This window comes from Nocardia asteroides, assembly GCF_900637185.1.
GTDB classification, from domain to species: domain Bacteria; phylum Actinomycetota; class Actinomycetes; order Mycobacteriales; family Mycobacteriaceae; genus Nocardia; species Nocardia asteroides.
In genome coordinates this window covers 518,955-543,972 of record NZ_LR134352.1, presented here as the reverse complement: position 1 = coordinate 543,972, position 25,018 = coordinate 518,955, and the positions used below count along the sequence as shown (strand labels likewise).

17 protein-coding genes and 1 pseudogene are annotated in these 25,018 nt (G+C 70.7%); 11 read left to right on the top strand and 7 right to left on the bottom strand.

Features of this window, described 5'->3' with window-relative positions; all coding sequences use genetic code 11:
- The first annotated feature begins 51 nt into the window (after positions 1 to 51).
- Positions 52 to 408, top strand: coding sequence for a DUF3054 domain-containing protein (locus EL493_RS02680; RefSeq protein ID WP_019049912.1), 357 nt, complete (start codon positions 52 to 54; stop codon positions 406 to 408).
- Here the strand turns inward: EL493_RS02680 and EL493_RS02675 are convergent.
- Both EL493_RS02675 and EL493_RS02670 read right to left on the bottom strand, forming a co-directional pair.
- Positions 405 to 1,487 (bottom strand): lysylphosphatidylglycerol synthase transmembrane domain-containing protein, encoded by a 1,083-nt coding sequence (locus EL493_RS02675; RefSeq protein ID WP_019049911.1) that lies wholly within the window; start codon positions 1,485 to 1,487, stop codon positions 405 to 407. The two genes, EL493_RS02680 and EL493_RS02675, sit on opposite strands and share 4 nt — an antisense overlap.
- Before the next feature lie 4 nt (positions 1,488 to 1,491).
- Complete coding sequence (locus EL493_RS02670; RefSeq protein WP_174435999.1) at positions 1,492 to 3,012, bottom strand: adenylate/guanylate cyclase domain-containing protein; 1,521 nt, start codon at positions 3,010 to 3,012, stop codon at positions 1,492 to 1,494.
- A 72-nt stretch (positions 3,013 to 3,084) separates the two neighbouring features.
- Here EL493_RS02670 and EL493_RS02665 point away from each other — a divergent pair, with 72 nt between their 5' ends.
- The 5 genes from EL493_RS02665 to EL493_RS02645 all read left to right on the top strand — a co-directional run bounded on the left by EL493_RS02665 (position 3,085) and on the right by EL493_RS02645 (position 9,563).
- Positions 3,085 to 4,323 carry an AI-2E family transporter gene (locus EL493_RS02665; protein ID WP_019049909.1) on the top strand — a complete coding sequence of 413 codons (1,239 nt, stop codon included), beginning with the start codon at positions 3,085 to 3,087 and terminating at the stop codon, positions 4,321 to 4,323.
- The gene (gene macS, locus EL493_RS02660; RefSeq protein WP_019049908.1) at positions 4,304 to 5,482 is read left to right on the top strand and encodes a MacS family sensor histidine kinase; all 1,179 of its coding nucleotides are present in this window, start codon (positions 4,304 to 4,306) and stop codon (positions 5,480 to 5,482) included. The genes EL493_RS02665 and macS overlap by 20 nt, the downstream gene beginning before the upstream one ends.
- A gap of 15 nt (positions 5,483 to 5,497) precedes the next feature.
- The gene (locus EL493_RS02655) at positions 5,498 to 6,154 is read left to right on the top strand and encodes a LuxR C-terminal-related transcriptional regulator (RefSeq protein ID WP_019049907.1); all 657 of its coding nucleotides are present in this window, start codon (positions 5,498 to 5,500) and stop codon (positions 6,152 to 6,154) included.
- A gap of 48 nt (positions 6,155 to 6,202) precedes the next feature.
- Positions 6,203 to 6,868 (top strand): DUF1707 SHOCT-like domain-containing protein, encoded by a 666-nt coding sequence (locus EL493_RS02650; RefSeq protein ID WP_019049906.1) that lies wholly within the window; start codon positions 6,203 to 6,205, stop codon positions 6,866 to 6,868.
- A gap of 1,093 nt (positions 6,869 to 7,961) precedes the next feature.
- Positions 7,962 to 9,563, top strand: a complete 1,602-nt coding sequence (locus EL493_RS02645; protein ID WP_269150384.1) for a DUF2339 domain-containing protein — start codon at positions 7,962 to 7,964, stop codon at positions 9,561 to 9,563.
- 2,596 nt (positions 9,564 to 12,159) lie between these two features.
- On the opposite strand, the pseudogene EL493_RS33820 reads toward EL493_RS02645, so the two are convergent.
- The 3 genes and pseudogenes from EL493_RS33820 to trmB all read right to left on the bottom strand — a co-directional run.
- A pseudogene (locus EL493_RS33820) lies at positions 12,160 to 14,763 on the bottom strand (MMPL family transporter); the annotation flags it as partial.
- Positions 14,764 to 15,486, bottom strand: coding sequence for an NYN domain-containing protein (locus EL493_RS02630; RefSeq protein ID WP_019049903.1), 723 nt, complete (start codon positions 15,484 to 15,486; stop codon positions 14,764 to 14,766). It abuts the pseudogene before it with no gap.
- Complete coding sequence (gene trmB, locus EL493_RS02625; RefSeq protein ID WP_019049902.1) at positions 15,483 to 16,316, bottom strand: tRNA (guanosine(46)-N7)-methyltransferase TrmB; 834 nt, start codon at positions 16,314 to 16,316, stop codon at positions 15,483 to 15,485. Before trmB ends, EL493_RS02630 begins: the two co-directional genes overlap by 4 nt.
- A gap of 165 nt (positions 16,317 to 16,481) precedes the next feature.
- Here trmB and EL493_RS02620 point away from each other — a divergent pair, with 165 nt between their 5' ends.
- From EL493_RS02620 to EL493_RS02610, 3 genes are all read left to right on the top strand, one after another.
- A complete protein-coding gene (locus EL493_RS02620) occupies positions 16,482 to 17,591 on the top strand; it encodes a hypothetical protein (protein ID WP_019049901.1) in 1,110 nt (369 codons plus the stop codon).
- A complete protein-coding gene (locus tag EL493_RS02615; protein WP_019049900.1) occupies positions 17,578 to 19,041 on the top strand; it encodes a hypothetical protein in 1,464 nt (487 codons plus the stop codon). Before EL493_RS02620 ends, EL493_RS02615 begins: the two co-directional genes overlap by 14 nt.
- Positions 19,042 to 19,281: 240 nt before the next feature.
- The gene (locus EL493_RS02610; RefSeq protein ID WP_019049899.1) at positions 19,282 to 21,114 is read left to right on the top strand and encodes a phosphoenolpyruvate carboxykinase (GTP); all 1,833 of its coding nucleotides are present in this window, start codon (positions 19,282 to 19,284) and stop codon (positions 21,112 to 21,114) included.
- Between the two features lie 53 nt (positions 21,115 to 21,167).
- Here the strand turns inward: EL493_RS02610 and EL493_RS02605 are convergent, their stop codons facing one another.
- On the bottom strand, positions 21,168 to 21,914 hold the full coding sequence (locus EL493_RS02605) for an HD domain-containing protein (RefSeq protein ID WP_019049898.1): 747 nt from the start codon (positions 21,912 to 21,914) through the stop codon (positions 21,168 to 21,170).
- A 110-nt stretch (positions 21,915 to 22,024) separates the two neighbouring features.
- Between EL493_RS02605 and EL493_RS02600 the strand changes: the two genes are divergently transcribed.
- Both EL493_RS02600 and EL493_RS02595 read left to right on the top strand, forming a co-directional pair.
- Positions 22,025 to 22,975, top strand: a complete 951-nt coding sequence (locus tag EL493_RS02600; protein WP_019049897.1) for a GlxA family transcriptional regulator — start codon at positions 22,025 to 22,027, stop codon at positions 22,973 to 22,975.
- Between the two features lie 293 nt (positions 22,976 to 23,268).
- Positions 23,269 to 23,448 (top strand): hypothetical protein, encoded by a 180-nt coding sequence (locus EL493_RS02595; RefSeq protein WP_019049896.1) that lies wholly within the window; start codon positions 23,269 to 23,271, stop codon positions 23,446 to 23,448.
- Between the two features lie 70 nt (positions 23,449 to 23,518).
- On the opposite strand, the gene EL493_RS02590 is transcribed toward EL493_RS02595, so the two are convergent.
- On the bottom strand, positions 23,519 to 24,967 hold the full coding sequence (locus tag EL493_RS02590; protein ID WP_019049895.1) for an aldehyde dehydrogenase: 1,449 nt from the start codon (positions 24,965 to 24,967) through the stop codon (positions 23,519 to 23,521).
- Positions 24,968 to 25,018 lie beyond the last annotated feature (51 nt).

Genomic DNA, 25,018 nt, shown 5'->3' with positions numbered 1-25,018 from the left:
GTGGCGGTCGGTCCGGACTTGAAGTTGATCATGAACGGTTAGGCTGCTCGCGTGAAGAAGTTCGCGCCGTTCGCCGCTGATGCCCTGTTGGTGATCGTCTTCTGCGCGATCGGGAGGCGCAGTCACGACGAAGCTGTCCTGGCCGGTCTGCTGAAGACCGTGTGGCCCTTCGGAATCGGCTTACTGATCGGCTGGGCGCTGGCGGTGCTCGTCGCGCGCAACGCCCGCTTCGACGCGACGGCGCTGTGGCCCAGCGGCATCCTGATCTGGCTGGGCACCCTCGTCGGCGGCATGGTGCTGCGGGCCGTCAGCGGTCAGGGCGTCGCCGTGAGCTTCGTCATCGTCGCCGCGAGCGTGCTCGCGCTGTTCCTGCTGGGCTGGCGCGCCGCCATCCGCGCGCTGCGCTAGATCCGGCGCTGCTGCTTGAACTCTTGCTCGTATTCCTCGTCGTCGGCCTGCGGGGTGCGGAACAGGAACGCGAAGACGATCCAGCCGACGATCGCCACCAGGATGAAACTCACCAGCCGGTACACGAACGCCGCCGCCACCGCCTGCGAGGCGGCCAGGCCCGCGGCCGCGGTGAGACCGTAGATCAGGGTGGCGTCCACGTAGACGATGCCGCCCGGCGCGAACGGGATCGAACCGACGGCCTTGCCCGCGGTGAACGCGATGAGCAGGCCGGACAGCTTCGGATCGGCGCCGATCGCGTAGCAGGCGGCGCCGAGACAGGCCACGTCGGCGAACCGGTGCACCAGCGCCCACACACCGACCAGCGCGCCGTCCTTCTTGCCCAGGTCCACCGATTCCAGCTGGTCCCTGATCTCGGCCAGCTTGGCGATGCCGTTGTTGGCCGGCTTCTTGCGGATCCGGTTCACCAGCGCCAGCACCCGCCGCAGCACCGCCTCCAGCGTGCCGGGATGACGGGCCAGATAGTTGCTCGCGAACAGCACCACGCCCAGCACCACCAGCGACGCGATGAGCTTGCCGCCGATCTGGTTGCCCACCAGCAGCGCGCCGCCGATCCCGAGCAGCGCCAGCCCGGCCGCCGCGACGACACCGGAGAACACCAGCTGCCAGGACGCCACGATCGGGCTGGCGCCCCAGCGCCGGGTCTGGCGGTAGGTGAAGGCGGTGGAGAAGACCTGACCCGCGGGCAACGTCAGCGACATCGCGGTCGCGCCGTACACCACCGACACCGACTTGCGCTGGCTGACATCCACGCCGCCCGCGTGCAGCAGCTGCTTCTGCACACGTCCGAAACCGCTCATCGACATGGCTTGCAGCACGATGCACAGCACCAGCCAGCCCCAGTGGATCTCGGTGAGCGTGCGCCAGGACTCGTGCAGCCGCGGCCACAGATACATGCCCTCGCCGACGAACAGGGCGAGCAGCACCACGCCGAGCACCCATTTCACCCACCAGAAGCGGCGGCGGCGCTCGGCCGGGGGCGAGGCGGAATCGCCTGCTAGGTCGCCGTCGGCCGTCACCGTCTCAGCCTAACGAACGCAGCTGTTCTCCCTCGGCCTCGCCGGGCGCGGCGGTCACCGGTTTCGGCCAGGCCAGGCGGGTTTTCCTGCGTCTGCCACGCAGTTGCACCTCGTCGCCGGTTTCCCAATGGTCTTGCTCGCTTTCGTCGGCGAAGTAGAGCGCGCTGCCCGAAGCGAGAACGCGGCCGGGTTGATCTTTGGCCAATTCGGTGAGCCGCGACGCCTCGTTGACGGGGTCGCCGATCACGGTGTATTCGAAACGATTCGCGGCGCCGATGTTGCCCGCGACCGCGAGCCCGGCGGAGACGCCGATGCCGACGTCGAGGCTGGTCACCTCGCGCAGTGCCTCGCGCAGATCACGCGCCGCGGCCAGCGCGGCGCTCGGCGCGTCGGGCCGGTCCAGTGGGGCGCCGAAGATCGCCAGCGCGGCATCGCCGACGAACTTGTTGACGAAACCGTGGTGGCGGTCGATCACGTCGACCACCACTCGGAAGAACTCGTTGAGCAGGCTGACGACCTCGGTCGGCGGACGCTCGGCCGCCGCCGCGGTGGAGCCGACCATGTCCACGAACAGCACCGCGACGAACCTGGTCTCGCCGCCGAGCTCGGTGCCGTAGTCCAGCGCGCGCTGCGCGACCTCCTCGCCGACGTGCTGACCGAACAGTTCCTGCAGCTTGCGCCGCTTGGCCGCCTCTTCCATCATCCGGTTGAAGCCCACCTGGAGCAGCCCGATCTCACTGCCGTCGTACACCTCCACCTGCACATCGCGCGCGCCGCCCTGCACCCTGTTGATGGCTTGGGACAGCTGGCGGACCGGGTCGGAGATGGAGGATCCGGTGAGCATCGACAGCGCCAGCGCCTGCAGGATCACCACGCCGCACAGCAGCAGGATCGAGATGGCCAGCGACTTCGCCGAGAACTTCACATCGGAGGAGATCTGGGTGACGCACAGCAGCACGATGGCGATGGTCGGGGCGAAGGTGCCCATGCCCCAGGTCATGGCCATCCGGGTGCCGACCCCGGGGGTGAGGGTGTGGTCGAAGGTGCCCTCGGTCAGCGCCTCGGCGGCGACCGGGCGCAGGATGCGTTCCCCCAGCATGTAGGTGAAGCCGAACACGATGGTGGCGGCCATACATTCGGTGACGATCACCGCGCCGGCCAGCTCGGGCGACTCGACGATGATCAGGGCCGCGAGAATGCCGCCGCCGATGATCCACAGCACCAGGTGCAGGATCGACTGACGCAGCGGCACGTGCAGGGCGGCCATCTGTTCCTGGCGGCTGGGCGGGCCGCCACGCATCTGCCAGCGCATCACCGGGCGCAACATCACCGCGGCGCCCAGGATGCTCAGTACAGCGGCGGCACCGAAGACCAGCACCGGCGCGAGGAAGCCGGTCTGGCGCACGCCACCCGGGTCGCCCTCGGGCACCGGCAGGCCGTACTGGATGAAGGCCCACACCAGGACAGCGCCGAAGGCGTTGGCCAGCAGTACCGAGGTCAGATACAGCGGCCAGCGCGTTCGCATGGTCTGTTTGACCGCTTCCAGGGGCGCCGACACGACCACCAATCTAGCGTTCGGACCGATAGGCTCTCTCGAGTGACCGACCAGAAGGTAGATTCCGGGCCCGCCACCGCGCTGTGGCAGGCGGATGCCGAGGCGGTGCATCCGCTGGTCCGCAAGGCGGCCGCCTGGAGCTGGCGGCTGCTGATCATCTTCGCCGCGCTGCTCGCGGTGGGCATGCTGGTGCAGAAGTTCGCCACGGTGGTCATTCCGCTGGCGATCGCGTTGCTCGCGGCGGCGCTGCTGGCCCCGCTGGTCGACTGGTTGCAGCGAGTGGGGATTCCGCGCTCGCTCGGTGTGTTCGTGGCGCTGGTCGGTTCGATCGGGCTGCTGGCCGGGATCCTGACCTTCGTCGTCGAGCAGTTCGTCGACGGTGTGCCCGCGCTGTCCAACGAGGTCACCAACAGCGTGCACAAGGTGCAGGACTGGCTGATCAACGGCCCGCCGCACCTGAGCGATCAGCAGATCCGCAGCGCGGGCGACACCATCGTGCGCACCGTCCAGGACAACCGGGAGAGCCTGACCAACGGCGCGCTCACCACCGCCACCACCATCGGGCACATCCTCACCGGCGCCTTCCTGATCCTGTTCATCCTCATCTTCTTCCTCTACGGCGGCGACCAGATCTGGCACTTCGTCACCCGGATCGTCCCGACCGCGCATCGGGAGAAGGTGCGCACCGCCGGTGAGCTGGGCTTCGGCACCCTGGTCGGGTTCGTGCGCGCCACCGTGGTGGTGGCTGCGGTCGACGCGATCGGCATCGGCGCCGGGCTGGCGATCCTGCACGTGCCGCTGGCGCTGCCGCTGGCCTCGCTGGTGTTCATCAGCGCGTTCATCCCGATCATCGGCGCGTTCTTCGCCGGGTTCGTCGCGGTGTTCATCGCGCTGGTCACCAAGGGGCCGGTGACCGCGCTGATCGTGCTCGGCATCATCGTCGCGGTGATGCAGCTGGAAGGCCATGTGCTGCAGCCGTTGCTGCTGGGCCGGGCCGTGAGCATCCACCCGCTGGCCGTGGTGCTGGCGATCACCGCGGGCCTGGTGGTCGGCGGGATCGCGGGCGCGCTGCTGGCGGTGCCGCTGATCGCGGTGGGCAATACCGCGATCCGCTATCTGCTGGCGGACAGCCCGGAGGAGGTCTACGGCGAACTCGCCGGCGGCGAGGACCGGCGCTTGTTCTCCGCCGAACCCGACAAACCCGAGCCAGGCCGCTTCGACATCACCCGCACCCTGCGCAAGGCCGAGGCGGAGTCCGGCGATGCGGACCCACACAGCTGAGCTGAGCTCGGCCGACGCGGCGACCGCGCCCCTGTGGCGGGCCGCCCAGGCGTTCCGGCTGGTCACCCTGCTCTACGCGATCGGCCAGCAGATCGCCTCGGTGCCCTACTACCAGCATCCGCGGCTGAGCTGGGTGCTGATCGCGCTGATGGCGATCTGGTCTGGCACGTCCGCGCTGCTGCTCTCGCAGTGGTACTTCCCGGCCGCCACCGGCCGGATCCGGGGCTGGGTGGTGCTGGGCGATCAGATCGTGACGGTGGCGCTGATCGCCTCGACCCGGCTGGTCGCCGACTACGACTGGTACCACGGTCACCAGACGCTGCCCACCACGCTGTGGATCGCGAATTCGGTGATCTCGATGGCGATCCTGCGCGGTCCGGTCGCCGGGGTGCTGGCCGGGCTCGGCATGTCGGCCGTCGTGGTCACGGTGCGTGAGCAGTGGGGACAGGACGTGTGGGGCGACGCCACCGCGCCGGTACTGGTCTCGGTCGGTCTCGCGCTCGGCTTGGCAGCCAACACCGCGCGCCGCGCCCAGGGGCAGCTCGAACGCGCGCTACGGCTCACCGCCGCCGCCCAGGAACGCGACCGGCTCGCCCGCGAGGTGCACGACGGCGTGCTCCAGGTGCTCGCCTACATCAAGCGGCGCGGCACCGAGATCGGTGGCCCGGCGGCCGATCTCGCCCGTCGGGCGGGGGAGCAGGAGGTGGCGCTGCGGGTGCTGCTGTCCGAACAGGCCGAACGGCCGGATTCCGGTGCGGCCGAAGTGGATCTGCGCCCGTTGCTCACCGCGCGGGCGACGCCGACGGTGTCGGTGGCCACGCCGGGCGACCCGGTGCTCGTCGCGCGGACCACCGCCCAGGAGATCGCCGCCGCGGTGACCACCGCGCTGTCGAACGTCGACCTGCACGCCGGGCCGGACGCGAAAGCCTATGTGCTGCTGGAGGACACCGGTGACATGCTGGTGGTGAGCGTGCGCGACGACGGCGTCGGAATCGCGGCCGGCCGCCTCGCCGCCGCCGAAGCCGAAGGGCGGATGGGGGTTTCCCGATCCATCGTCGGCCGCATCGCCGCGCTCGACGGCACCGCCGAACTGCTGAGCGAGGGCGACGACCTCGGCACCGAATGGGAATTCCGGATTCCGCGCCACCCGGCGCGCTGAGCGAAGGAGCAGGCGATGGCGGACGAGGTCATCACGGTGATGGTGGTCGACGACCACCCGATGTGGCGCGAAGGCGTCTCCCGCGACCTCACCGAGGCCGGTTTCGCCGTGCCCGCCACCGCCGACGGCGTCGGCACCGCCACCCGCCGCGCCGCCGCGGTCCAGCCGCACGTGGTGCTGATGGACATGCAGCTCACCGACGGCAACGGCGCCGCCGCCACCGCCGAGGTGCTGCGGGTGTCACCGCACAGCCGGGTGCTGGTCCTGTCGGCCTCGGCCGAACGCGACGACGTGCTCGACGCGATCAAGGCCGGGGCCAGCGGTTATCTGGTGAAGAGCGCGTCGGCCGCCGAACTCGTCGACGCCGTGCGCGCCACCGCCGCCGGTCAGCCGGTGTTCACCCCCGGCCTGGCCGGACTCGTCCTCGGCGAGTACCGGCGGATGGCGACCGCGCCCGTCGCCGCCGATCAACCGCACCGCCCTTCGCTGACCGAGCGGGAGACCGAGGTGCTGCGGATGGTGGCCAAGGGACTGTCGGCCAAGCAGATCGCGTCCCGGCTCAACCTCTCACACCGCACCGTCGAGAACCACGTGCAGGCCACGCTGCGAAAATTGCAGCTCGCCAACCGTGTGGAGCTCACCCGCTACGCCATCGAACAGGGACTCGAATAGGGGTTTGCCCTGATGCGCGGGGCCGGATTCCCTGGCACTCTCGATGACATGGGCGGTCCCGAATCCCTCTACGTACCCGGCGCACCGACGGCCGGTCCGGTCGGCGATCGTGACCTGCGGGTCTCCGACGCCGAACGCGAACACGTCGGCCAGTTGCTGCAGCGCGCGGTCGGGCTCGGCATGCTCTCGCTCGGCGAGTTCACCGAACGCATGGACACCGCGCTGGCCGCCAAGACCCGCGGCGAACTCAATGCCGTGCTCGTGGACCTGCCCGGCATGCGGGTGGCCGGCGCGCCCCAACCCGCCGCGATGCCGCGTCCGCGCCCGGTCCCGCCCGGCGGTTCGACGCCCGGCGTCGTCCGCAGCAGGCTGGCCAGCGTGCATCGGCGCGGCCCGTGGCAGGTGCCGCCGGTGCTGCACCTGAACAATTTGCTGTCCGGGGTCACCCTCGACTTCACCGAGGCCGTCATGCAGACCCAGATCGTGGAGATCAAGGTCGACGACTACTGCACCGGCATCACCCTGCTGGTCCCCGCCGCCGCCACCGTCGACCTCAACGGCCTGGACCTCATCGGTTCCAGCGTCAACAACAAGGTCCGCACCGGCCCGCCCATCGGCCCACTGCACCTCGTCGTCCACGGCCGCGTCCGCTTCGGCTCGGTCACCGCCAAGTACCCGCTGATGGTCCAATGGCGCCGCTTCCTCGGCTCCTGACCCTTTTCGGGTAGGAACCGGGACCCCCACAGGGGTTTCTACTCATGTCCCGCGCGCGTCGCGAGCCGACCATGAGGACATGACTACATCGATCGATCCCGCGCTCGTCGCGCGACTCTCGGGTGAGTTCACCACGCTGGGTGCCCGGATGGGGCGACTCGGCGGTGATCTGGATGTGCTGCGCGCGCAGTTGCAGGGGGAGGTCGAGAGGGGTGCGCAGGTCGGCCGGGGTGTGCCGCTGCCGGAGTCGGGCGGATCGGCTGTCACCCTGCGGCCTGCCGGGGAGCCGTCGGCGCCGGTCGAGCCGGGTGGGTCTTCGGTCGCGGCGGCCGCCGGTGTCGACAGCGAGGGCGCACGGGCGGCGTCGGAGCAGTCGACAGCTGGCCGTGGGGCTGCCGTGGAAGGGGCGCGGCCGCCTTCCGGTCAGCCGAGCATCGATCCGGGCGGGCTGAACGGGGCGGAGGGACTGCCGCGGGAGGGGTGGGCCGCCGGTGATCCGGGTGCACGGCCGGCGGGGGCGACCAGGGCGGACGGTCCGTTGGCGGAGGGACAGAACGTCGGGGATCCGGGTACGCGTCTGCCGGGGCCGGTCGAGGTGACTGCGGGGCCGCCGTCGGCGGGGCGCGGCGTGCCACCGGTGGGGACGGCTGCCAGTGTCGTGGGTCAGCCGACTGCGGGGTGGGCTGGTGTGCCCGGTCAGCCCGCAGCGGGGTGGGGCGGAGGGGCGCCGGGTCAGTCTTCTGCGGAGTGGGCTGGGAAAGCTTCGGGCCGGCAGTCTGCGGGGTGGGGCGGAGGAGCGCCGGGTCAGTCCTCTATGGGGTGGGCGGGAGGGGCTTCGGGTCAGCCGTGGGCCGGGATTGGTCCAGGTCAGCCGTCTTCTCGATGGGTTGGTGGTGTGCCGGGGCAGTCGCCCGCGCGGTGGGCGCCCGGTGGGCCGGGGCAGCCTCCTGCCGGGTGGGCCGGTGCGGCGCGGCCGGGTGGGTGGCAGGCCGGGGTGTCGCCGGAGCCCAAGACGCCGTGGTGGCAGCGGGAAGGGGTGATTTCGCGGGCGCTGGCGGTGGCCGGGGTCGGGGTGACGCTTATCGGGGTGCTTATGCTGTTGGTGTTGGCCGCGCAGGCGGGCTTCTTCGGGCCGGTGGCGAGAGTTGTTGCCGGTGGGGTGTTTTCGCTGGGACTGGTCGGCGCCGGGTGGCGGGTGTTCGGGCGGCCGGGTGGGCGCGTGGGCGGAATCGCCTTGGTGGCCACCGGTATTGCCGGGGTCTATCTGGATGTGGTCGCGGTGACCGGGTACTACCACTGGGTGGCGCCGGGGATCGGGCTGGCGGTGGCGCTGCTGGTCGCGCTGGCCGGGGTGGGGATCGCGATGCGGTGGCAGTCGCAGCCGCTGGCCGTGGGCGTGGTGCTCGGGGCTGCGGTGCTGTCGCCGGTGCTGACGACCGAACTGATGCTGCTCGGGTTCCTGGTGGTGTTGCAGGCGGCCGGTGTGCCGGTGCAGATGCGGCGCGAGTGGCCGGTACTGCACGTGGCGCGCACCCTGCCGGTGGTGCTGGCGACGCTGAGCATGATCGCGTTGAGCGCGCTGTCCTCCGCCCTCGAGGGTGACGAGGTCGCCACGCGCGGCGGACTGCTGGCCGCCGCGCTGGCGTGCGCGGTCGTCGGGCTGGTCGGCGCGTTGCTGGTGGTCCGGCAGCACCAGGGCGACATCACCGCGAGCGTGACCATCGCGCTCACCGCGCTGCCGGTCTTCGCCGCCGCCCTGCTGTTCGACCACGCGGTGACCGCCGCGATCACCGGCGCGCAGGCCGCGGTGCTGCTCGGCATCGCCGCGACGGCACTGCTGCCCGGTGCGACGGATCGCGCGTCCATGACCGCCGCGCGTCCGGTTCCCGCTCTCGCCGATCGGCTCCGCATCCCGCGGCACACCGCCTTGGTCGCCGCCCTCACCGGCGCCGTCGCCCTCCTGCTGACCTGCGCGAGCGCGACCGGTGGTGAACCGCACCTGCTGCCGAGCGCGCTCTTCGCGGTGGCGCTGGCCTTCCTCGCGGTCGCCGCCACCACCCGCACGACCGCCGCCGCCTTCTTCGGCGTCGCCTTCGCCCTGCTCGGCGGCCTGGTCACCTTGGCCATCGCCTCGCCGGAAACCCTCGCGCAGCACGAGCTCGCGGACCGCAGGCTGGATCTGGCGACGGCGCTGGCCGCCGTCCTGGGCCTCGGCGTCGCGGCAATGGTCGCGTGGACAGTGCCCTGGCTCCCGCGCCGGACCGATCAGGCCCTCGTCACCGGTGTGTGGATCGCGGTGAGCGTGGCCGGCCTGTACTACGTGCTCGTCCTGTCGGTGTCCCTGGGCGTAACCCTCGGCGGCGCGGACGGTTTCATCATCGGACACAGCGTCGCGACCATCGTGTGGATGGTCGCCGCCACCGCCACGCTGTTCTACGGCCTGCGCAGACTCTCCCAGGCACCCGCCGTCGCCAAGGTGTGCCTCGTGTCGGGCCTGCTGGTCGCGGCCGCCGCCCTCGCCAAACTGTTCCTGTTCGACCTGTCCACCCTCTCCGGCCTGATCCGCGTCGCCGCCTTCCTGGCCGTCGGCCTCCTCCTACTCCTCACCGGAACCCGCTACGCCCGCGCCTTCGCCGACGCGGCGCAACCGGCCGCCGATCGCGAAAACGCCTCGGGCGAGACAACTCTCCGGTGAGCGCGTCGCGAGTGCTGCCCGCCTGAGCTGCGCCAGGGTCCGCGGACGAGCGGAGACGGCAGGCCTGATCCGGTGCCGAGCGTTGCACGCGGCTGTTCGCCGGACCGAGAACGACGAAGCCCACGGCGGGATGACGCCGTGGGCTTCGTCTTGTCCGGGTTGAGGACTGTCAGTCGGTGTCGTCCTCGCGGCGGCGGAGCAGTTCGTTCACGCTGACCGTGCGGCCCTCGTTGCCGTGATGGCGGCCCTCGTCGTCGGCGGGCGTGGTGGTGCCGCGTCGGGATGAGCGCAGCTGTGCCATCCAGTTCTCGATCTCGTTGCGGCTCTCCGCCTGCGCGTCGTCGGATTCCGGTGCGGTGGAGGCACTGTCGTCCGGTGCGGGCGCGGGCGTGGGAACCGCGGTGAAGCCGTCGGGCGCTTGCCAGCCGTTGGCCGGGTCGGCCTGCGGCTGTTCGGCCGAGGGTGTCCGCCCGCGGCCCGTCGAGGTCGCCTGTGGGTCCGCGGAATCGGTTGCCTGCCAGCGGCTCGCCGAACCCGTCGAGGGCTCCTCGGTGGCGGGCGTGTGCCAGCGGTCCGCCGCCGCGGTTTGCGACTCTTCACCGGCGGGCGCCTGCCAGGGGTTCGACAGGGTCGCCTGCGGGTCCTCAGCTGCTGGCGCCTGCCAGCGGTCGGCTGGGTTTGCCTGCGGGCCCTCGGTGGTCGGGGCGGGGCTGGTGTCGCCGGTGGGGACGGCGGTGAAGCCGGGTGGGGCTACCTGGGGGCGGACCGTGTCGGAACGCGGAGAATCCTGTTCCGGGGTGACCGGGGAGAACCGGGGGCCGTCGTTCACGTCGGGCACACGGAAGCCGCTGGGTGCGGTGGGTGTGCCTACGTAGGACGAGGTCGGTTGCTGCGGTTCCACCGGGACCGGGGTGCCGAAGACATCGCGGGGCGACTGTTCGTCTGCCAGTGCGGTGGCGTCGGCGCGGTGTGCGCCGGGAGTCGCCGAGAAGTCGGTCGAGGCGCTTGCGCTCGATTCCGGTTCCGGAGCGTCGGTTTCGGCCGCATCAGTGTGTGCCGGTTCGTAATTCAGCGGTGTGAAACCGCTGAAGGTGCCGCCGGCGGGCGGATCGACCGGGCGGGGCGACGGCGTCACGATGCTCGGCGGCTGGGGGCTGACAGTGCCCGCAGGAGGAACCGCGCCGGGCGGCGGGGTGTTCACGATGCTCGGCGGCGGTGGCGGTACGAAGCCGGCCGGGGGAGTGCCCAGCGGACGCAACGGGGTGACGATGCTCGGCCGCTGTGCCGAATCGTCTACGGGCGCACCGAATCCGGACTGGTCCGCGGACGGTTCGCCGGTGGGCGGTTGCACCCGGCCGGTGCCCTCACCCGATGCGGGCGGCTGCACGCGCGGGGTGGGCCTGCTGTCGCCCAAAGTGGGCGGTGTGGACGGACCGCTGCCCGGCGTGCGCGGCTCCGACAGGTTGTCGGCCCAGGCGGGCGGGTGCACGCGCGGTGTCGGCTGGCTGTCACCGGCCGTGCGGGAAGCGTCCGAATGGTCACCGGTAGTGGATGATTCGGAACGTCGCGTCGGCAGGGGGGTGCTCGGCGAGAACGGCAGCACCCGGGCATCCGGGCCGTCGTCCGGAGCGGGAGATTCGCCGCGTCGCGTCGACGCGGTGTCACCCGGGATCCGTGACGTAGCCGGGTTCTCGCCGGGCGATACCGTGCCGCGGGTCGGCGGTGGATTGCCCGGGATCGACGGCTGCACTCGCGGCTCAGTGGCGCCACCGAGTGTCGGCCTTCCGGCGGACAGGTCACCGGCCGGCTGCGTGCGCGGAGTCGGCGGGGTGGAGCCGAATCCACGCGGGCCGGCTGCGTCGTCGCCGAAACCGCGCGGGTCAGCCGCGTTGTCGCCGAACGCGCGCGGGCCGGGTGCGCTATCGCCGAACCCTTGCGATCCGGGCGCGTTGTCGCCGGACCCGCGCGAGCCGGGCGCGTTGTCGCCGAATCCACGCGGGCCGGTTTCGTTGTCGCCGAATCCACGCGGGCCGGTTTCGTTGTCGCCCTGCGCCCTTGGCGACGAGTTGTCACCCGGCTGCCTGCGCGACGCGGACGGGCCATCGTCGTGCTGCGGACTCGAAACGGGGGTGTAGCCGGCGGGCGGCTGCACGCGCGCGGAACCACGCGGGGCGGAGCCGGTAGCGGGTCCACCCAGAATGCTGGGTGCGGGGCCGCCGATGACCCCATTCGCGTCGGGGGCGGCGCCGCCGATCACGCCGGAATCCGTGCTGTGGCCGAGGAAGCCGGAGCCGGGCGCACCCGGGGTGCGGAAGTCCGCGCCGGTGCCGGGGGTGTCCTGGGCGCCGGAGAGCGGCGAGAATCCTTGCGGGCCGGGGACGTTCGGGCTATGCGCGGCCGGGTCGGCCCCGAGCGCGTCGGTCGGCGCCGAGCCACGCCCATTGCGCGCTGCACCGGGGCCGGCCTGCGAACCGGATGTTCCGCGCGGATCGGCGGGTCGAGTGTCGGAACCGGAAGCTCCGCGCGGATCGGGGCCGGCGGTTCCGCGCGAGCCCGCGGAACCGACATCGGGACCGGCCGAATCACCGCCACCCTGAGCGGGTTTCGGCGGTTCCGCGCCCGGCTTCACGACCGGGAGGATCTGGGTCGGCTCGCCGGTGGTGAACATCGACGGGCCGGGGGTGGGCGGAGCGTCCGAGGGGCCCTGGTCCGGCTTGGGCTGCTCGGGAGCCGGCTTCGGGGCGGGCTGGACCCGCGGTTCGCCCGAGAGCATGGGTGCGCGGGGGCGGGTGGGGTCCGGCGACATCGGCGGGCGCGGGCGGGCCGGCTCGGCGGGGTCGGTGTGCTCGGTGATCTTGTCCAGGTGCGCGGTCGGCGCCTCGGCCTCGATCTCGGCGACCGTGCGCGGACGACGCGGGGTCTTGGCCAGCTTGCTGTCCGGGACCACCGTCATCTGCATGGTCGGCGGGTCGGTGATCGGCGTGGTCTTCACCAGGTCGACGACCGGGCCGTTCTGCGGACGCTCGTCGTCCAGGATGGGCTCGCCGAGGCCGATCCGCTCCTGGATCCGCTTCATCCACTTGGGCGCCCACCAGCAGTCGTCGCCGAGCAGCTTCATGATCGCGGGCACCAGCAGCATGCGCAGCACGGTGGCGTCGATGAACAGCGCGGCGATCATGCCGTAGGCGATGTACTGCATCATCACCATGTCGGAGAACGCGAACGCGCCGGTGACCACCAGCAGGATCAGCGCGGCCGCGGTGATGATGCGGCCGGTCTGGGCGGTGCCGATCCGGACGGCCTCGGTGGTCGACGCGCCCTGGGCGCGTGCCTCCACCATGCGGGAGAGCAGGAAGACCTCGTAGTCGGTCGACAGGCCGTAGATGATCGCGATGATCAGCATCAGCACCGGGGCGCTGATCGGCTGTGGGGTGAAGTTGAGGATCCCGGCACCGTTGCCGTCGATGAAGATCCAGGTCAGGATGCCCAGCGTCGAGCCGAGTCCGAGCGCGCTCATCAAGGCGGCCTTGATCGGCAGCACCAGCGAGCCGAAGGTCAAGAACATCAGCACGAAGGTGCTGAACAGGACGATCAAGATCATCCATGGCATCAGCGACAGCAAGGTGTCGATACTGTCGGCCATCAGTGTGGGCTGACCGGTGACATACATCGTCACGTTGTCGGGGACCTCGATCGCCCGCAGGTAGTCGATGGTCGGTTCGGCATTGCCGGTCGGATCGATGAGGGTGGCCGAGGTGCGGTAGACCGTCCGATTGTCCGGCGGGTTCGTCGGCGGTCCGAAGGGCTCGACCAAGCCGGGGGCCAGCTTGGCCTGCTTCAACACCTGGCCGATGGCGTTGGTGTCGGCCCTGTCGCCGTTCTCGACGACGAAGACCAGCTGGATCGGATCGGTCTTCTTCTGCGGGAAGACCTCGTAGAAGTGCTCGAGCGCGACGCGGGTCTCGTTGTCCGGCGGCAGGTACTTCTCGTTGATACCGCCGAAGGCCAGGTTCTTGACCGGGATGATCAGCAACAACAGGATGACCGTGACCGGGATCGCGATCTTGAGCGGGTGTTTCATCACCCAGCGGGTGAGGTTGCCCCAGAAGCCGTTCTCGATCTGCTCGGCGGTCTTGTTCTTGCGGAACCACTTGAGGCCCAGCATGTCGACGCGCGGACCGAGCACCGCCAGCATGGCGGGCAGGATCGTGACCGCGGTGAGCGCGGCGAGGGAGACGGTGGCGATGGTGCCGTACGCCACCGAACGCAGGAAGCCCTGCGGGAACAGCAGCACGCCGCCGAGGCTGGCGATGATCATCGTCGCGGAGAAGACGACCGTGCGCCCGGACGTCACCACGGATCGCCGGACCGCGGCCTTGGTGTCGTAGCCCTCGGCCAGCTCTTCGCGGAAGCGGCTGACTATGAACAGGCCGTAGTCGATCGCCAGGCCCAGGCCGATCATCGAGACGACACCGGTGACGAACGAGTTCACCTCGGTGAAGTTGGTGAGCACCATGACCAGGCCGGTGGCGCCGACGATCGTCAGACCACCGATGATCAGCGGCAAGCCGGCCGCGACGATGCCACCGAAGATGAAGAACAGCAGGATGGCCACCGCGGGCAGGGCCAGCACTTCCATCCGCTTGGTGTCGTGCGCGATGGTGTCGTTGAGCGTGACGCCGAGCGGCTGCAGGCCCGAGACCTCCACGTCGACGCCGGGGATGTAGAACGCGTCGGCCACGACCCGGTAGTTGGCCATGCTGGTCGAGTCGTTGTCACCGACGATGGCGATGGAGGCGAACGCGTGCTTCTTGTCCTTCGACCCGAACGCCGACGGCACGGCGGGCGACTCGCCCACCTTCCAATAGGTGCCGTTGATCTTGCTGATCTGGTCGGGATATTTGGCGGTGACAGCGGTCAGGCTGTCGACCACCTTGCGCTGGAACTCCGGGTCGTCGATCGTCTTGCCCTCGGGGGCGTTGTACATGACGATCACATCGGCCATGTGGTCGCGTCCGAAGGCGCCGTCGGCGATCTGCGCACCCTGCACAGACTCCGAGTTCGGATCGAACCAGCCGCTCTGCGTCAACCGGTCGCCGAGTCCTGTGCCGTAGGCGCCCAGCGCCAACAACGCAGCACCGACCACCGCGATGACGGCGAAGCGGAACCGATAGACCAGATCGCCCCAGCGGGTGAACACTTAAGCGACTCCTTGACCAGGGCGAGAAGTGAGTAGTGCCGACAGCGGCCGGAACGGCTGCAGCCAGGCACCCTCGTCGGGCAGCGAATCGAGGCTCACCCGCGGTAGCGGCTCCCGGAATACTCCCGGGATGTCCTCGAGGTCGACGAACTCGAGAGTATCGGAAGTCACCGCCCAACTCGCGTGCTCACGGAAACCGAGGACCTGAGCTGGGATTCCCTTGTCGGCGATGGCTTCCAGCGGTTCGCGGAAGGCTTGACCGTCGGCCGAGGCCACCATGATGCCCGCCAGACCGCCGTCGCGCCTGCGCATCTCGATGTGGGCCAGCATGTCGGCGTCGACGTCGGAGTCCTCGTCGATCTTCGGTTTGGCGAAGACCGCGAAGCCCACGTTGCGTAAGGCCTCGACCCAGGGGCGGACCACGTCGGCGGTGCCGGGGGCGATGTTGGTGAAGACGGTCGCCTCGGGCTCGACGCGGCCCTTCGCGCCGACCGACAGTTCGGCCGTGCGCGCCAGCAGCCAGCGGCCGAGCGCGTCGAAGCGGGGGCGATAGGCGGCGGTGGGACGTCCACCGAGGATGGCGCCCAGTCCCATGTCGAGGTTCGGCGCGTCCCAGACGAGCAGGACGCGCCGGACATCGGCGCCGGAACCGGTCAACGCCTCGCTGCCGGTGGCTCCCTGTGCGATATCCGGCATCTCGGTGGCGATCTCACTCACGCTCATCTGTCGATCTTCCCCCATATGAACTCGTTGATGGCGCTACCGGCGCGCAGGCCTTTGCCCTCGAACTTGGTGACGGGCCGTTCGAAACCGATCGGCGCGGTGACGCGGTTGGCCGCGCTGTCGCCGCCGGTGGTGTCGTTGAGGCCGATGAGCAGCGGTTCCGCCGAGCCTACTTCCAGAATGTGCTCGGCGTAATCGGCGTGGTCGGTGGCGACGTGCAACACACCGCCCGGCTTCAGCCTGCTGGCGATCAGCGCGAAGGTCGGCGCCTGCAGCAGCCTGCGCTTGTGGTGGCGGGCCTTGGGCCACGGATCCGGGAAGAACACCCGGACGCCGGTCAGCGACTCCGGGGCAACCATGTTCTCCAGCACATCGACGGCGTCGCCGCGCAGCAGCCGGATGTTACCGATCTCCTCGCGCTCGATCTGGCAGACCAGCTGGGCCAGGCCCGGCTGGTACACCTCGATGCCGATCAGGTTCAGGTGCGGCTCGGCCTGCGCCATGGCGGCCGTCGCGGTGCCGGTGCCGCAGCCGATCTCGATGACCAGCGGCGCGCTGCGACCGAACCAGGCGTCGGCGTTGATGGGCTCGTTGGCGACATCGCGGCCGATCACGGGCCAGGTACGCGCCCAGGAGACCTGCTGGTTCGGCGTCAGCGCGCCGCGCCGCGAGCGGAAGCTCGTGACGCGCGGGTACAGGCGGGAACCGGTGGTCGAGCGGCGGCCTGCCTCGTGCGGGATCTCGGAGAGCTTGGGGTGGGCCGAGGCGGTGGACGGCTGCCCCGGAACCGACTCGACAGGGTGGTTGGCGGCGTCGTTCACGACGTCCATTGTCCAGCATGCGCGGAGCAACGTCGCAGCCGAGTGCGCCCGGCCGGACACCGTGCGGTCGGCCGGTCTCGCGTTGCGGTGGTGTTGCCCCAGGTCGGCAGTCGGTTCTACCACGCCCGCCGTCGGATGGATCTGGAAGAATGCCCACGGAAAAGGGGGTGCAGTATGTCGACAGTCACCGAATCCGCACAGACCAGGGCGTCCGACCAGCTCGATCAGCTGATCGCCGCCCTCGCCCACGGCACCGGCGCCGATCCGGCGATCGCCGAGCAGCTGGCCGCGGCGGTGGCCCGGCGGCGGCGTCCACTGCACATCCAGGTGGCGGGGCGGGCGCTGAGCGGCCGGTCGACGGTGCTGCGCGCGCTGGCCCTGCTCTCGGCGCAGGAGACCGAGCCGGTCGACCAGCCCGAACTGCCCGATCCCGTGCTCGACGGCGACCTGGTCATCTACGTGCTGGCCGGCGCGCCGCAGGCCGCCGACCAGCGGGTGCTGGCCACGCTGCCGCCCGGTCGCGGTGTCGTCGTGCTCAACAAGGCCGACGCGGTGGGCGCGCGCTGGGGCGACGCGGTCGCGGCCGCCGACCGGCACGCGCGCGAGATCGGGCTGCCGATCGTGCCCGTCGTCGCGTCGCTGGCGGCCCGCACCAGGGCGGGCGCGGTCGACGCGGCCGACCTCGCCGATCTGCGCAGGCTCGCGGTGGGCCCGGATGTGCCGTCGGTGCTGTCGGCCGACCTGTTCATCGGCTCCGGCTCCGACCAGGACGCGCGCAGGCGCCTGCTGGAGAACTGGGACCTCTACGGCGTCGACTGCGCGCTCACCGCGCTGCGCGCCGACCCCGACCTGCCCGCGGGCGCGCTGATCCAGATCCTGCATTCGGCGAGCGGCATCGACCCGCTGCACCGGCTCGTGCATCGACGCTACGAGCAGGTCGAGGCCGTGCGCGGCGGCGAACTGCTCGACGAGCTGACCCGCCTCGCGGCCCGCGCCGTCCCCACCGACGGCAGCCGCGCCCGCGCGCTGATCGAGCAGTACCTGGCCGGGGACAACGCGCTGTGGATCGGGCTCTGCGCCGGACTCGCCTGCCCGCAGGTCGCGCACCTGGCCGCCGGCTACCGCTCGCCCGCCCCCGCCGACGCCGACGAGGCGCTGGCCAGGGCGACCCGCTGGCGGGCCGTCGTCTCCAGCGACATGCCGCCCGCCGCGCGCCGCGCCGCGCTGCGGGTCCACAACGGGTACGTGCGGGCCTGGGAACGGATGAGCAGTGCCGGACTCTGACAGACCCGAGGCGCCGCCGCCCGACGAGCTCGACGCCGTCATCGCGCGGTGGAACCCGCAGGGCGTCGCGCTGCTGCGCGCGATGGAACAGGCGGGCACCGGGTCCGGTGTGGTGCTGCACGCGATCGACGACGCCAACACCACGCTGCTGCGCACCGAACTGGCCCGCTTCGAACCGCGCATCGACCTCGCCGACCCGGCCGTGGCGGACGACACGGCCGTCGCCCTGGTGGTCTTCGACGCGGGCAGCGTGCTCGGCGCCGACATGCTCGCCCTGATCGAGCGCCTGCGCGCCGCCGACCGGCGGGTGGTGCTCGCGATGAACGGCTTCCACGCCTATCAGGACTGGCAGGCCACCAGGGAACGCAGCCTGGCCCTGCTCGCGGCCAGGGGCTGCGCCGAGGTGGACGTGCTCCCGGTCTCGGCCCGCCTGGCCACCGCCGCCCGCGCCGCCGACGACTCCGCCCTGCTCGACCGCTCCGGCCTGGCGGGTCTGCACGCCGCGCTCGCCGCCGCCACCGCGCAACGCCCGGCCGACGGCGCGCTGCGCCGCACCGCGGTGGTCACCCGGGTGCTCACCGACACCAGGGCGCGCATCACCGAGCAGGTCACCGCGCTGCGGGCCGACGCGGAGACCCGGCGGCTACGCGAGGAGCGGATCGCCCTGCTCGGCGAGCGCGACGGCGGCCGCCAGACCGGCCTGGCCGCGGTGCGCAGCCAGGTGCAGCTGGCCAGGGTCGACCTGACCACCGAGGTCGGCGCCCTGGTCCGGGCTCTGCACACCCGCTCGCGCGCCGAACTCGACCGCTGCGGCCGCGCCGAACTGCGCGCCTACCCGCAGCGCTTGCAGCAGGCCACGGTGGAACTGTCGACCGCGGTCGACGTCGCCATCGACGACCGCGTGATCGAGACGGCCCGCCGGATCGGCACCGCGCCGCCGACCCTCCGACGGCGTGATCCGGCGCCCGGTCTGGGTCCGGATCCCGAACCCAGACACCGTGGTGTCGAAGATCACCTCATGATCGCGCTCGGCGCGTCGGCCGGTGTCGGCCTCGGCAGGCTGGTCGTGGCGCCCCTGTCGCTGGTGCCCGCGCTGGACGCCGCGACCGTGCCGGTGACGCTGCTGCTCGGCGCGGGCGCGGCCTACTGGGTGGTGCGCGCGCGAGGTCAGCTGGCCGAGCGCAATCACCTCGCGCAGTGGGTCGCCGAGGCGTTGGTGAATGTGAAAGCCCTGCTAGAGCAGCGAGTGGCCGCGGTGCTCGTGGATGTGGAGGGCGAACTCGCCGAGCATGTGATCAGCGAATCGACCGCCCGGGCGGTCGCTGTGGACCGCAGGATCACCGAGCTCGACACTCTGGCGCGCAGGCTGGTCGCCGAGCGTCCGGCGCAGCTGGCGGCGTGTGAGCGCGACCTGGCCGCGCTGGATCGCCGTGAGGCCGCGATTGGGTGATCCACCTGTGGGTAGTTATTAGGGAGCCCGATTCCGTATAGATCGTCATACCGCGTTAACCTTTAACCAGGAACCTGGGCGTCCGCTCCGTGCCAGTCGATGCGCGGCCTCCGTCCATGGACGTCGCTGTACGCCGTCCATTTGGGGTTGTGCGGTGGTTGGTTCGCTGCGGACGCCTTCCCGCCCGGTGGCGATCGATGGACCTCGCATCGAAGAACCGCCCATCTCAGGAGAGTTTTCATGACCTCAGCGACCATTCCTGGTCTTCGTGGATCCGACGGCACGGCGCCGACCGAGCACAGTGAACTGCTCGCCTGGGTACAGGAAGTCGCAGAGCTCACTCAGCCGGATCGGGTGGTCTGGGCCGACGGCTCCGACGCGGAATGGGATCGCCTGACCACTCAGCTGGTCGAGGCGGGCACCTTCAAGAAGCTCGACGAGAAGAAGAAGCCGAACTCGTTCCTGGCGCTGTCGGACCCCTCCGACGTCGCCCGCGTCGAGTCGCGCACCTACATCTGCTCCAAGACCGAGGCCGACGCCGGTCCGACCAACAACTGGGTCGACCCCACCGAGATGCGCGCCACCATGACCGAGCTGTACCGCGGCTCGATGAAGGGCCGCACCATGTACGTGGTGCCGTTCTGCATGGGCCCGCTAGGCGCCGACGACCCGAAGCTGGGCGTGGAGATCACCGACTCCGAGTACGTGGTGGTCTCGATGCGCGTGATGACCCGCATGGGCCAGGCCGCGCTCGACAAGCTGGGCACCGACAAGCCGTTCGTGAAGGCGCTGCACTCGGTGGGCGCCCCGCTCGCCGAGGGCCAGGCCGACGTGCCGTGGCCGTGCAGCGACACCAAGTACATCACCCACTTCCCCGAGGACCGCGAGATCTGGTCCTTCGGTTCCGGCTACGGCGGCAACGCCCTGCTCGGCAAGAAGTGCTACTCGCTGCGCATCGCCTCGGCGATGGCCCACGACGAGGGCTGGCTGGCCGAGCACATGCTGATCCTCAAGCTGATCTCGCCGGAGAACAAGAACTACTACGTCGCCGCCGCGTTCCCGAGCGCCTGTGGCAAGACCAACCTCGCGATGATCCAGCCGACCATCCCGGGCTGGCGCGCGGAGACCCTGGGCGACGACATCGCCTGGATGCGGTTCGGCGAGGACGGCCGCCTCTACGCGGTGAACCCGGAGTTCGGCTTCTTCGGCGTGGCGCCGGGCACCAACCGCAGCTCCAACCCCAACGCGATGGCCACCATCGAGGCGGGCAACACCGTCTACACCAACGTCGCCCTGACCGACGACAACGATGTGTGGTGGGAGGGTCTCGAGGGCGAGCCCGATCACCTGATCGACTGGAAGGGCAACGACTGGAACCTCCGCGAGTCGGAGACCCTGGCCGCGCACCCGAACTCGCGCTACTGCACCCCGATGTCGCAGTGCCCGATCCTGGCTCCCGAGTGGGACGACCCGCAGGGTGTGCCGATCTCGGCGATCCTGTTCGGCGGCCGCCGCAAGACCACCGTGCCGCTGGTGTCCGAGTCGTTCGGCTGGGAGCACGGCGTGTTCATGGGCGCCACCATGGGCTCGGAGCAGACCGCCGCCGCCGAGGGCAAGGTCGGCACCGTCCGCCGCGACCCGATGGCGATGCTGCCGTTCCTCGGCTACCACGTGGGCGACTACCTCGACCACTGGATCAACCTCGGCAAGAACGCCGACGCGAACAAGCTGCCGAAGATCTTCTACGTCAACTGGTTCCGTCGTGGCGAGGACGGCCGCTTCCTGTGGCCCGGCTTCGGTGAGAACTCCCGCGTGCTGGAGTGGATCGTCGGCCGCATCGAGGGCCGCTCGGGCGCCCAGGCGACCGCGGTCGGCAACGTCCCCTCGGCCGCCGACCTCGACCTGGAAGGCCTCGACGTGGTCGTGGCCGACGTCGACGAGGCCCTCGCGGTGAACGTCGAGGAGTGGCGCAAGGAGATCCCGTCGATCGAGGAGTGGTTCGAGTTCGTCGGCGACAGGCTGCCTTCCGGCGTGCGCGACGAGTTCGAGGCCCTCAAGGAGCGCCTGGGCTGATCCGCCCCTGAACAGCGAACCGCCCGTACCGAATCCGGTACGGGCGGTTTCGTCTATTCGGCGAACGGCGCCAGCTTGATCAGCTGCCGGAAGCCGGTGCCGTTGAGCCAGTGGATGCGGCCCTCGGGGACCGCGGCGGCCTCGGCGGTGAAACAACCGACGATGTGCCGTTTGAAATCGTGGCGCGGATGCCGCGTCAGCAGCTCCTCGACCCAGCTCGGGTCGAGATCGTCGAGGCGCCTGCCGAGGACGTCCACCGAGGCGCCCGCGGAGACGAAACCGCCGGGGTCGCTCAGGTTCCCGGCCGCGTCGGGGTTGAGGTGGGCGGCGATGGCCGCGCCGATCGCGGTCGCGCGTTCGGCCGGTGCGCCGTGCCGCAGCGCGAACCCGTGCGCCGATTCGCCGCCGACCACCGCGAAACACCGTCCCGGCGTCGGTGATTCGAGCGCCATGTCGTGCAGCAGGCTGGCCACGTAGCCGACCTCGTCGTCGTAGTCGACCCGGTCGAGTTCGGCCAGCGCGCGGGCGAAGAAGTAGGTGCGGTAGGAGTGCGCCAGCATCGCGTCCGACAACGTGCCGCGCGCTTCGTCTTCGGCGGCCCTGGCCAGCGCGGTGTCGGGCAGCCGCAGGCCGGCCAGGTCGACCCGGCCCGCGCCGCGCCTGCCGAGCGCTTGCCGGATCCGGCCGGGCACGAGGGCAGGCGCGGTGCGCAGCACCAGCTCGGCGGTCAGCGCGCGGCGCTGGGCCGCGGTGAGATTGCCGCCGGTGCTGGTGGCCCACTCCCAGTCGAGGGTTGGCATGGTCGATCTCCTCCGTGTTTCGCCGGTAGAAGTCGAGTGTCGGCCACGCGCGGGGCGTGGTGAAGTGGCGGAAATGCCAGTGATGCGTGGTTACGTGCCAAACTGGGGTCATGATCGAGGTCGCGGCGCTGGCCCTGGACGGGGTGATGACCTTCGACCTGGCCTGCGCGGTGCAGGCGTTCCGGCACGGACCCGGCGTGACCGGTGAGCCCGCCGGCTTCCAGATGCGCACGTGCGGGGTCAGGCCGGGCCCGGTGTGGACGCCGAACGGCTTCGACCTGCGGGTCGACCACGGTCTCGAGCTGCTGGCGGAGGCCGATCTCATCGTGGTCCCCGGCATCGGCCTGCCGACCCTGCCCACCCCGGAACCCGTCCTCGACGCGCTGCGCGCCGCGGCTGACCGGGGCACGACCATCGCCAGCATCTGCATCGGTGCCTTCGTGCTGGCCCAGGCGGGCCTGCTCGACGACCGGCCGGCCACCACGCACTGGGGCTACTGCGACCAGTTCGCCGCGCTCTATCCCGCCGTGAAGCTCGACCCCACCGCCCTCTACATCGACGACGGCGACATCCTGACCTCGGCGGGCCTGTCGGCGGGACTCGATCTGTGCCTGCACATCGCCCGCCGCGAGCTGGGCGCGGCGGCGGCCGCCGACCTGGCCCGCTGGAATGTCGTGCCGCCGCACCGGGAGGGCGGTCAGGCGCAGTACATTCCGCAGCCGATGGGCGGCGGCGATCCACACGGTGGCCTGGCCGCCACCCTGTCCTGGGCGATCGCGAATCCCGCCGACGCCGTTGACGTCTCCGCGCTCGCGGCGCACGCGCTGATGAGCGAGCGCACCTTCATCCGCCGGTTCAAGGCGGAGGTCGGCGCCACGCCCGGCGCCTGGCTGGACGCGCAACGACTCGGCCGGGCGCGCGAATTGCTCGAACGCACCGACCTGCCGGTGGAGACGGTCGCGCAGCGCGCCGGCTTCGGCAGCGTGACAGCCCTGCGTGATCACCTACGCTCTGTGACGGGCCTCACACCGTCGGCGTATCGGCGCTCCCTGCGTCGCTGACCAGAGTTCCTGTGCGGTGCCGAATTTCGACGCCGGAATCGGGCCGCGGGGCGGTGGGTAGGCGGCCAAGCGAACTCGGGGTTTCCGCAGGCCGGAGACATCGGACGATTTCCCCGGCTCGCTTCGGGGTATATCTGTCGATGTCAGAGGGTCGCTGGCGATGGACGGGCGTTGTCACCTATATTCCTGCTCAGGCTCCTCTGTACGTCGCACCATCCGAGCTAACTCCCCTTCGAGACTCCACGCCGCCACAAGCGGTCCCGATGAGATCGACGCTGAGAGGTGGTTGACGCATGACAGATCTGGTGACCAGGTCCGAGTCGGACGCGTTCTCGAGCACGCCCTTGCAGCGGGTGGCAGGCCGCCTGCAGAGCGCACTGCCGCCGGGGTGGCGGGTCGACGTGGTCGACCTGCCACCCCGCGGTCAGGTGGCCGGACAGCCGGTCCTGCGGGTGCAGATGCCGGAGAACTAGGCGGCGTCCGCTTCGCATGATCGGGCGCCCTGCGTGGTTACGCGGGCTGCCTCCTCCGGGCGCTGACCGATCATGCCGGGGTCCAGCCCATCGGCATCAGCACCGACTTCTGCTCGCAGAACGCGTCGAGGCCTTCGGGCCCGTTCTCGCGGCCGATGCCCGAGTTCTTGTACCCACCGAAGGGCGCGGTGGGGTCGAAGGCGTACCAGTTGATCGCGTAGGTGCCGGTCCGCACCTTCGCGGCAACCTCGACGCCGTGCTCGATGTCGGTGGTCCACACCGACCCGGCCAGACCGTAGTCGGAGTCGTTCGCGATGGCGATCGCCTCCTCCTCGGTCTCGTACGGGATCACCGAGAGCACCGGGCCGAAGATCTCCTCCTGCGCGATGGTGCTGGAGTTGTCCACGTCGGCGAAGATCGTCGGCTCGACGAACCAGCCGCGCTCGACGCCCGCCGGCCTGCCGCCGCCGAGGACCAGGCGCGCGCCCTCTTCCTTGCCCTTGGCGATGTAGCTCTCCACCCGGTCGCGCTGCTTCTCGCTGATCAGCGGGCCGAGCTGGGTGGCGGGGTCGGTCGGATCGCCGGTCTGCATGGTCTGAACGTGGGCTACCAGCGCGTCGACGATCTCGTCGTAGCGGCTGCGCGGCGCCAGGATGCGGGTCTGCGCCACGCAGCCCTGGCCGCTGTTCATCAATCCGGAGAACGCAAGAACGGGAATGCTCGCGGCCAGGTCCACATCGGGCAGCACGATGGCGGCCGACTTGCCACCCAGCTCCAGCGACACGGTCTTGAGCTGCTCGCCCGCGATCGCGGCCAGCTTCCGGCCCACGGCGGTGCTGCCGGTGAAGGTCACCTTGTCGACGCCGGGATGACCGGCCAGGTACTCGCTCTCCGCCGCGTCGGCGGGCAGCACCGAGAGCACACCGTCGGGCAGGCCCGCCTCGGTGAAGATGTCGGCCAGCAGGTTGGCGGTGAGCGGGGTCAGCGGCGAGGGCTTGAGCACCACGGTGCAGCCCGCGAGCAGAGCGGGTCCGAGCTTGTTCGCGGCCAGGAACATCGGGACATTCCAGGCGGTGATGGCGGCGACGACGCCGCGCGGTTCCCGTGAGACGCGCGAGGTTCCGAACAGGCCGGTCCGAGTCTCGTTCCACGCGAAGGTCTTCGCCAGGGCGGCCCAGGCGTCCAGCGCCGCGACGGCCGGAATCTGGTTGAGTGTCAAGGCGGCTAACGAGGGCGCGCCCATCTCCGCGGTGAGCGCGGCGAGCAATTCGGGCGAACGCTGCTCGATGAGCCTGGCCGCCTTGGAGAGCACCTCGGCTCGTTCCAGTGGCGGCGTCGATGGCCACGGTCCGCTGTCGAAGGCGTCGCGGGCCGCGGCGACCGCCGCGTCCACATCGGCCTTGGTTACCGCGGGCACGCTGCCGACGGTCTCCTCCGTTGCGGGCGAGACCACGGAAATGCGGTCACTACCGGCAGGGGTGGTCCACTTCCCGCCGATGAACAGACTGTCGTAGTGCATAAGAACACGTTACAGTTTTGTCGCCGTGTTGTCTGCAACACGTTCTAATTC